The organism is Streptomyces boncukensis (assembly GCF_011045075.1).
GTDB classification, from domain to species: domain Bacteria; phylum Actinomycetota; class Actinomycetes; order Streptomycetales; family Streptomycetaceae; genus Streptomyces; species Streptomyces boncukensis.
Genome location: NZ_JAAKZZ010000351.1, coordinates 1 through 8,197 on the forward strand (window position 1 = coordinate 1; position 8,197 = coordinate 8,197).

The following is an 8,197-nucleotide window of genomic DNA, read 5'->3' on the forward strand; positions in this document are numbered from 1 at the left end:
GGAGAGGGGCTGGGGGATCATCGTTTCCTCCGCGAGCGTCGCCTTCCGCGCCTGTCACGTGCCGGTGAGATACGCGTTCACCTTCTCCAGCAGCACCCTGGGGGTGGCCGCCTCGAAGACGATGTCGTCGGGGATCTCCTTGCCGGAGCTGTCGTTGATCTTCTCCGCGAGTTCGGTGCGGGAGAGCGAGTCGAAGTCGATCTCGTCGAAGGTGGTGTCGCTGAGGTCGCCGCTCTCGAAGAGTTCTTCGAGGTCACTGCGGCAAGCCAGGATAAGGGCTTTGAGGTCGGTGTAGGTCAGCTGGTTCATCTGCGTGGTCCTCTCTTCTGCGGGGATACGTGGGTCCTCGGCGGGATGCACGGGATACATGGCCCCGGGCGTGGTGAGTCGGTGCGACCTCAGGCGGCGGGTGCGTTGACGCGAATGGCGAGGTTTCCCATCTGGGCCCCCTCACGCAGGAGTTGGTGTGCGGTGCTGGACTCGGCCAGGGAGTACGTTCCGGTGCGGCACACGTCGAGCGAGCCGCGGCCGGCCAGTGCGATGACGCTGCGGAACTGGCGGGTGTTGGCCATGTGCGAGCCCTGCAGGCGGATCTGCCGCATCCACAGGAATCGCAGATCGAGGTCGGCGTGATATCCGCTGGTGGCTCCGCAGGTCACCACCATGCCGCCGAGGTCGCAGACGGCGATCGACGTCGGCAGTGTCGCGCTGCCGGGGTGTTCCAGCACGATCCGTGGGCTGCGCCGTTCCCCGAGGACCTCCCAGAACGCCTGTTGGAAGCGCCGGACGCCCACCTGCCACTGACGCAGGTCCTTGGGGGTGTCGCCGGGCGGCATGGGGCCCCAGTGCTGGAACACCTGGCGGTCGATGGTCGCGTGTGCGCCCGCGGACCGGCAGTGCTCCGCCTTCTTCCCGTCGGACACCACGGCCACGGGCACACCCCCCAGCTGGTTGACGATCTGGATCGCCATCGAGCCCAGGCCGCCCGCGCCGCCCCAGATCAGCACCGGGTCGCCGGGCGACACCGTATGGGGGTGCCAGCCGCACAACTGGCGGTAGGCGGTGCCCGCGGTCAGGCTGAAGCAGCCCGCGTCCTCCCAGGACAGTGCCGCCGGTTTGGGATGGACCTGGTAGTCGTCGACCACGGCGAACTGGGCGAGCGACCCGTGGCTGGTCTCGTACCCCCAGACGCGTGTGGACCGTGAGCAGGTGCCGTCCGTGCCGAGCCTGACGTCGTCGGAGCGTTCGTCCCACTGGGACACGGTGAGGATGACTTCGTCGCCCACCTTGGTGCCCCGGACCCGGCTACCGACCGCCCAGACGATGCCCGCCCCGTCGGAGCCTCCGACGTGCAGGTCCTCGGTACTGCCTGCGCGGCGGTTCATGGCGATGACGTCGACCGGTCGGCCCAGGCTCGCCCAGACCATGTTGTAGTTGACCCCGGCCGCCATCACCCACACCAGCACCTGGCCGGGGCCGACCGGGGGCGTGGGGACTTCCTCGACGATCATCGCGTCCTTCGGCTCGCCGAAGCGCTCGCGCCGGATGGTGGCCGCGATCATGCGCTCGGGGACGCGGCCCGTCGGCGGCGTCTCGCCCAGGGGGTAGAGGTCCTTCATGCTCCTCCTCGTTCCCGGCTGGCCCCGCTCACGGGTTTCCCGCCGACCAGTCGGACGGTCCGGTGGAGCCGAGGGCAAGGGAGGCGCCGCCGTCCACCACCAGCAGGTGCCCGGTGATCCAGTCGGCGAGGTCGCTCGCGAGGAAGAGCGCGGCGTTCGCGACATCGCGTGGCTGCCCCACCCTGACCAGAGGCCAGGGCCTGCGCTCGGACCGGGGATCGGCCTTCATGAAGTCGGCTCCGAACCGGCCGCGCATAAAAGGGTGCCTGGCTACCCGGGCGGTCATGAACGCGGTCTTGACGACACCCGGCGCGATGGCATTGACCCGCACCCGCGGCCCCAGCTCCACCGCCAGGTGGCGGGTCTGGTAGACCAGCGCTGCCTTGGCCGATGCGTACGAGCCCATGGGGCCGGCGAAACCGAGCATCGCCGCGGAGGAGATGTTGATGATGTTGTTCCCGCTGGGTGCCGTCATCGCCTGGCGCAGCACTTCCTGGGTCCACATCAGCGGGCCCCGCTGGTCAACCTGGTAGAGCGCGTCGTACTCGGCGAGATCCATCTGCGCTGTCGGGCCCAGGCCGGGGTTGATCGCGGCGTTGTTCACCAGGATGTCCAAGGCGCCGAAACGATCCAGCACTTCGGCCACTGTCATAGGGGCGACCTCTGTGTCGCCCGCGTCCCCCGGGTGGACCGACACCTGCGCGCCCGGCACTGTGTCCCTCAGCCCGGCTGCCGCCGCTTCGAGCCGGGCCTTGTTCCGGGCGGTGACGGCTACGCGGGCGCCGTTCCGCAAGAACGCCTCGGCGATGGCGAGGCCGATGCCCCGTGAGGCGCCCGTGACCAGTGCCACTTTCCCCTCGATTCCGCTGAGCCCGGGGGTCATCCGCCCGCCTCCTGTCCGGTCACGGCCAGTGCGGCCTCCAGGAACTCCGCAACGGCGAGCCGGGCGTTGGCCGGGGTGTGGACACCCGCAGGCGGATCCGCCTGTGCCAGGCACTGGGCGACCTCCTCGGGCGTGGGCACATCGGCGAACGCCGTGCCGGAGCCGGCCGTCAGCACGACCTTCCGCAGGTACCCGCCGCCTGCCTCGAAGATCTCGCCGTTGGCGCCGCATCCGGCATCCGCGAGCCAGGCCACCAGCGCGGCCACCTGCTCGGGCCGGAACGCCTCACGCAACGGCTGCGGGATCAACCGGGCGGTCGCTGCGGTGGCGGCGAACGGCGCCACCGCGTTGACATTGACGCCCAGCCGCGCACCCTCCAGTGCCAGGCTCAGGGTGAAGCCGAGAACGCCCATCTTGGCCGCCGCGTAATTGCTCTGCCCTGGATTCCCCCACAGACCCGAGCTGGAGACCGTATTGATGATCCGGCCACACCGCGACGCGATCAGCGGGCGCCATGCCGAGCGGGTCAGATGGAAGGTGCTGTAGAGATGGCAGCGGACCACCTCGTCGAAGTCCTGCTCGGTCATGCGCGCGAGGGTCCGGTCCTTGGGCACGCCGGAGTTGTTCACCAGGACGTCGATGCCGCCGAAGGCTTTCAATGCCGTCCGGATCACGTGCTCGGAGCCCGCCGCCGTCGACACGTCCCCGCGTACCACCAGCACGGTGCCACCGGCGGCCATCACCTCGTTCGCGACGCGCTCCAATCCGCAGCTGTCTCCGTACCGGTACCGGCCCCGGGCGTTGGCCACCACGGCGAAGCCCCGCGCGGCCAGTGCCAGACAGTAAGCGCGTCCCAGAACGCCCGAGGCCCCCGAGACCAGGGCGACCCGCGTACGCGCCGACGCGCCGGGATCAACGCTGCCCGACATGACTGCCTCCGCCCGCTACGGCATCGGCGACGCCGTGTATGCCGTACACGGGCTTATCGCATCGGCACAGGCCGACTCCCATCGAGAACCCCTCCGCACGATTTTCTTCACGGCCCATAAGCTCACCCCGGTCTGCTGCTGCAGCGTTGGACAGTCCAAGGGTGCGCAAGAATGCACTCCGCCCGACCAGCCCTTTGGCGAGGAATGAATGAAATTGTCCAGACAGCTTTGAAGAGGGGGCCGAATCTTTCGCACATCCGTGCGACCCCAAGAGGTTGGCTGAACTGGCAAACCGTCACATAATCGGGGTTGAACCGGGAGGGTGGCTCGGGCACCTTCTGCCAGAGGGCGCCCCTGTGCATCCGCCTATGCGCCCTAGCAGGCCGATTTTCACAATGCCCCACGCCTCACAATCTCTGCCAGGCGCAAACCGCAAGGTCATGATGTACAGATACCTGTATGAAGTGCGCCCTTGGCGCACTTCATACAGCACACGCCGGGGCGCGGGGAACTGCGCGACCAGCCTCCCCCAAGCTCTCGGCTTCGCTCGAGCAGGGGGACCCCCATCGCAGCCGCGGACTGCGACGAAACAGCAAGGGGCAGCCCCGTCCCGGCACGCTCCGCCGGCCACGGCACTAGCCGCACGTCTCGCGCAGGAACTCCAGTTCGTGCGTGAGCAGCCGGGCGACCGTCGTCTCGTCGTACGGCCGGTGCCCGGCCCCGGACAGCGGCAGCACCCGGTGCGGGCGCCCGGCCGCGAGCAGCGCGGCGGACATCCGCAGGGTGTGCGCGGCCGCGACGTTGTCGTCGGCGAGCCCGTGCACCAGCAGCAGCGGACGGGTCAGCGAGGCGGCGTCGGTGAGCGGCGACGAGCGCGCGTACGCCTCCGGGTTCTCCTCGGGCAGGCCGAGGAACCGCTCGCGCCAGTGGGTGTCGTACAGCCGCTGGTCGCTGGGCGCCGCGCCGGAGACGGCGGCGTGGAAGACGTCGGGGCGCCGCAGGACCGCGGCGGCGGCGAGGGTGCCGCCGAAGCTCCAGCCGCGGATGCCGACCCGCGTCGGATCCAGGTCCCGGCAGTGCCCCGCGGCCGCGTGCAGCGCGGCGACCTGGTCCTCGATCACCGCCGTGAGGGTGTCCCCGTGCACCGCCTTCTCCCAGCCGGGTCCGCGCCCCGGCGTGCCCCTCCCGTCCGCGACCAGCACGGCGAAGCCGTGCTCGGCGAACCACTGCGCCACGCAGAACCACCAGCCCCGCACCCGCCGCACGAGCTGCATCGCCGGCCCGCCGTAGGGGGACATCAGCACCGGCAGCTTCCGCTCGCCCGGGGTGTGCCAGGAGGGCAGCAGCAGCGCCGTACGGATTCCGCGCGGGCCCGCGCGCAGCCACATGGGGCGCGGCACGACCAGCGGCTCGGCCTCGTACGAGCGGATGGCGGTGCGCTCCTGGGCGCGGTCCGGGCCGGTGCCCGCGAGGGTGCAGCGCCTGCCGTCCTCGGTGTGCGAGACGAGCAGCAGCGCGCCGTCCGCCGTCCGGGCCGTGTGCACCCCGGGGCCCTCGCTGACCCGTTCGACGGCGCCGCGCCGCGCGTCGCAGCGCCACACGTGCTGTTCGGTCGGCTCGTCGCCGGCGGCGACGTACACGTCCTCTCCCACGGTGCCGAGCAGTTCGCGGATCTGGAGCCCGTGCGGCGTGACGGGCTCGCCGTCGACCGCCAGCCGCCGGGTGCCGTCCCGGTCGTCCGGGCCCTGCCTCTCGTCCAGGACGTGGACGAGCGCGCCGGCGGCGGTGCGCAGCGGCGCGCCCGGCACCAGCTCCACCCAGGCGGGGTCGCGCTGCTCGTGCAGCACGGCGGTCGCGCCGGTGCCGGGGTCGGCGGCCAGCACGCGCAGCGTGCGCTGGTCGCGGCTCTGGACGGACAGCAGCGGTCCGTGCGCGTCCCACACCGCGGAGGCCAGATACTCGAAGGCGTGCCGGTCCCAGCGCACCTCGGTGCGGGCACCGCCGCCCGCCACGGGCAGGATGTGCAGCGAGACATCGGCGTTGGCGGTGCCGGCCGCCGGGTAGCGGATCGCGCGCGGCTCGCGCTCCGGATGTGCGGGGTCGGCGATCCACCAGCGCCGCACCGCCGAGCAGTCCACGCGCGCGGCGAGCAGCCGCCGCCCGTCGGGTGCCCACCAGAAGCCGTACGGCCGGTGCATGGACTCGCCCGCGACGTACTCGGCGAGCCCGTACGTCACCTCGGGCCCGTCCGGCGCGGCCAGCACGCGCGCTGCGCCGTCCGCGAGCTCGACGACGTGCAGCGCGCCCCGCGCGACGTAGGCGACGCGCTGCCCGGTCGGGTCGATGCGGGGCTCGGTGACGGCCTCGGCGGCGGTCAGCGGGCGCAGGGTGTCGGTGGGGCCGGAGCCGGGGCCGGGTCCGGTGCCGGTCGCCCACAGCTGTCCGCCGAGCGCGAAGACGGCGGTGCGGCAGTGCGCGTCCGCGGAGTACGCGGCGATGCCGGGGCCGTCGGGCGGGGCGCCGAGCCGGACGGGGTCGGCCAGCACCCGCTCCGCGCCGCCCTCCCGCAGCCACAGGCAGCAGGCCGGGTCCGCGCCGCCCCGGGAGCGGAGGAAGAGCACCCGCTCCCCTCCCGGGGAGAGGGCGAAGTCGCGGGGCGCGCCCAGGGTGAAGCGCCGGGTGCGGGCGAGCTGCCGGGGGAAGGCCGCGAGGGCAGAGGGGTCGGCGGGTTCCGCGGGCTCCGCGGGGTCTGTGGGATCCCTGGGGTCCATGGCGTACGGGCTCCGTTCTCGTCAGGTGACATCGGGTGACATCGGTGAGAGGGGTGGTGCGCCTGTGGCGGAGGGGGGCCGCGGGTCGGGCACTGGCCGCGCCGTTCCGCCGGGGACGGCCGTACGCTGGAGGCATGACGCCTCCGATCGTCGTCCATCCGCCCTCCGCGTCGGGCGAGCGGCGGGTCACGGCGCACACAGAGCTGCTCGGGCTGGCCCGCAGCGCGCAGGACGTCTTCGCCCTGCTGCTCGGCGTCGGGCTCAAGGAGCAGGAAATCCAGCTCGACGACCCCGCGCTGATCGAGTGGCGCGGCGGCGGCCCCGAGGAGTGGCGGCCCGCGCCGGGCGGATGAGCCAGCGCCGCTTCGGAACGTCACTCTGTGATCTCTCATGTCCGCGTGCCCGCTGTCAACCGGACCGGGTGTAGGGCACTGTTCGGCGCGGGAGTACCGTCTGAGGGGCCCGGGGGTCGCAGAGTGAGGGAGTTTGATCGCCGATGCCGCAGGAGAGCCGTACGGCCCTGGTCGAGGAGCTGATGGAGCGCTTTCCGCATGTGCCGCGGGAAGCCGTGATCAAGGAGGACCTGCTCAGGGGCGGGATCGCGTTCGACGATTCGGCGCTGAGCGACAGTGCGGACGAGGCGTCCGGCGACGTCAAGCCGAAGTCGTACTTCATCTTCTCCTTCGACCACCGCACCCTGCCGGAGCTGGGCCAGGCCGCGCTGCGGCGCCCGCCGGAGGAGATCGTCCTCACCGGCGGCCCCTACGACCTGCGCCGCACCGTCGTCTCCGTACGGGTGAATCCGGACTCGCCCTACCGGGTCCAGGCGGGCGCGGACGGCGCGCTCGGCCTCTATCTGGACGGGCGCCGGATCGCGGATGTCGGGCTGCCGCCGATGCCGGACTACTACCGGCACACGCTGGCCAACGGGAAGTCGGTGATGGAGGTCGCGCCGACGATCCAGTGGGGCTATCTGATCTATCTCACGGTCTTCCGGGTGTGCCAGTACTTCGGCGCCAAGGAGGAGTGCCAGTACTGCGACATCAATCACAACTGGCGCCAGCACAAGGCCGCCGGCCGCCCCTACACGGGGGTGAAGCCGGTGGAGGAGGTGCTGGAGGCGCTCCAGATCATCGCCGACCACGACACCCTCGGCGCCTCCCGCGCGTACACCCTCACCGGCGGCTCGATCACCTCGCAGGTGCAGGGCAAGGACGAGGCGGACTTCTACGGCGAGTACGCGCGGGCCATCGAGGAGCGCTTCCCCGGCCGCTGGACCGGCAAGGTCGTCGCACAGGCCCTCCCGAGGGAGGACGTGCAGCGCTTCCACGACTACGGCATCCGCATCTACCACCCCAACTTCGAGGTGTGGGACAAGCGGCTGTTCGAGCTGTACTGCCCCGGCAAGGAGCGCTATGTCGGGCGCGAGGAGTGGCACCGGCGCATCCTCGACTCGGCGGAGGTCTTCGGCCCCCGCAACGTGATCCCGAACTTCGTGGCGGGCGTCGAGATGGCGGAGCCGTTCGGCTTCCAGTCGGTGGAGGAGGCCGTCGCCTCCACGACGGAGGGCCTGGACTTCTTCATGTCGCACGGCATCACGCCGCGCTTCACCACCTGGTGCCCGGAGCCGACGACCCCGCTCGGCAAGACCAATCCGCAGGGCGCCCCGCTCGAATACCACATCCGCCTGCTGGACGCCTACCGCGCGGCCATGGAGCGGCACGGCCTGTCCTCTCCCCCCGGCTACGGCCCGCCCGGCGCGGGCAACGCCGTCTTCTCGGTCAGCTCCTTCATGGACACCCTGCCGGCCGACGCGGCGATCGAGGCCAACGCGGAGGGCGCGGAGAGCGCCACTCCGGTGTGAGCGGCTAGGACTTGTCCGGTCGATCATGTGACTGCCTCGCGTCCGGGTCGTTGATGCGGACATGGGGCGGGGTGATCTGAGTGATGCCGAGTGGGAACGGCTGCGGCCGTTCCTGCCTGTCAGTAACAGGC

At 71.5% G+C, this 8,197-nt stretch carries 7 protein-coding genes; 2 read left to right on the top strand and 5 right to left on the bottom strand.

The features are described from left to right. Window positions 1-54 precede the first annotated feature (54 nt). The 5 genes from G5C65_RS26180 to G5C65_RS26200 all read right to left on the bottom strand — a co-directional run bounded on the left by G5C65_RS26180 (window position 55) and on the right by G5C65_RS26200 (window position 6,202). On the bottom strand, window positions 55-309 hold the full coding sequence (locus G5C65_RS26180; protein WP_165301402.1) for an acyl carrier protein: 255 nt from the start codon (window positions 307-309) through the stop codon (window positions 55-57). Window positions 310-398: 89 nt separating this feature from the next. Then, window positions 399-1,619 carry a crotonyl-CoA carboxylase/reductase gene (gene ccrA, locus G5C65_RS26185; protein ID WP_165301403.1) on the bottom strand — a complete coding sequence of 407 codons (1,221 nt, stop codon included), beginning with the start codon at window positions 1,617-1,619 and terminating at the stop codon, window positions 399-401. Between the two features lie 28 nt (window positions 1,620-1,647). Beyond that, entirely contained in the window at window positions 1,648-2,502 is an 855-nt protein-coding gene (locus G5C65_RS26190) for an SDR family oxidoreductase (protein ID WP_165301404.1), read from the bottom strand. After that, a complete protein-coding gene (locus G5C65_RS26195) occupies window positions 2,499-3,431 on the bottom strand; it encodes an SDR family NAD(P)-dependent oxidoreductase (protein WP_165301405.1) in 933 nt (310 codons plus the stop codon). The genes G5C65_RS26190 and G5C65_RS26195 overlap by 4 nt, the downstream gene beginning before the upstream one ends. A 635-nt stretch (window positions 3,432-4,066) precedes the next feature. Further along, complete coding sequence (locus tag G5C65_RS26200; RefSeq protein WP_165301406.1) at window positions 4,067-6,202, bottom strand: S9 family peptidase; 2,136 nt, start codon at window positions 6,200-6,202, stop codon at window positions 4,067-4,069. 134 nt (window positions 6,203-6,336) lie between these two features. Between G5C65_RS26200 and G5C65_RS26205 the strand changes: the two genes are divergently transcribed. Together G5C65_RS26205 and G5C65_RS26210 are read left to right on the top strand one after the other, a co-directional pair. Then, window positions 6,337-6,555: a hypothetical protein gene (locus G5C65_RS26205; RefSeq protein ID WP_165301407.1), complete on the top strand. Its 219-nt coding sequence runs from the start codon at window positions 6,337-6,339 to the stop codon at window positions 6,553-6,555. A gap of 143 nt (window positions 6,556-6,698) precedes the next feature. Further along, complete coding sequence (locus G5C65_RS26210; RefSeq protein ID WP_165301408.1) at window positions 6,699-8,066, top strand: radical SAM protein; 1,368 nt, start codon at window positions 6,699-6,701, stop codon at window positions 8,064-8,066. Window positions 8,067-8,197: the final 131 nt, after the last annotated feature.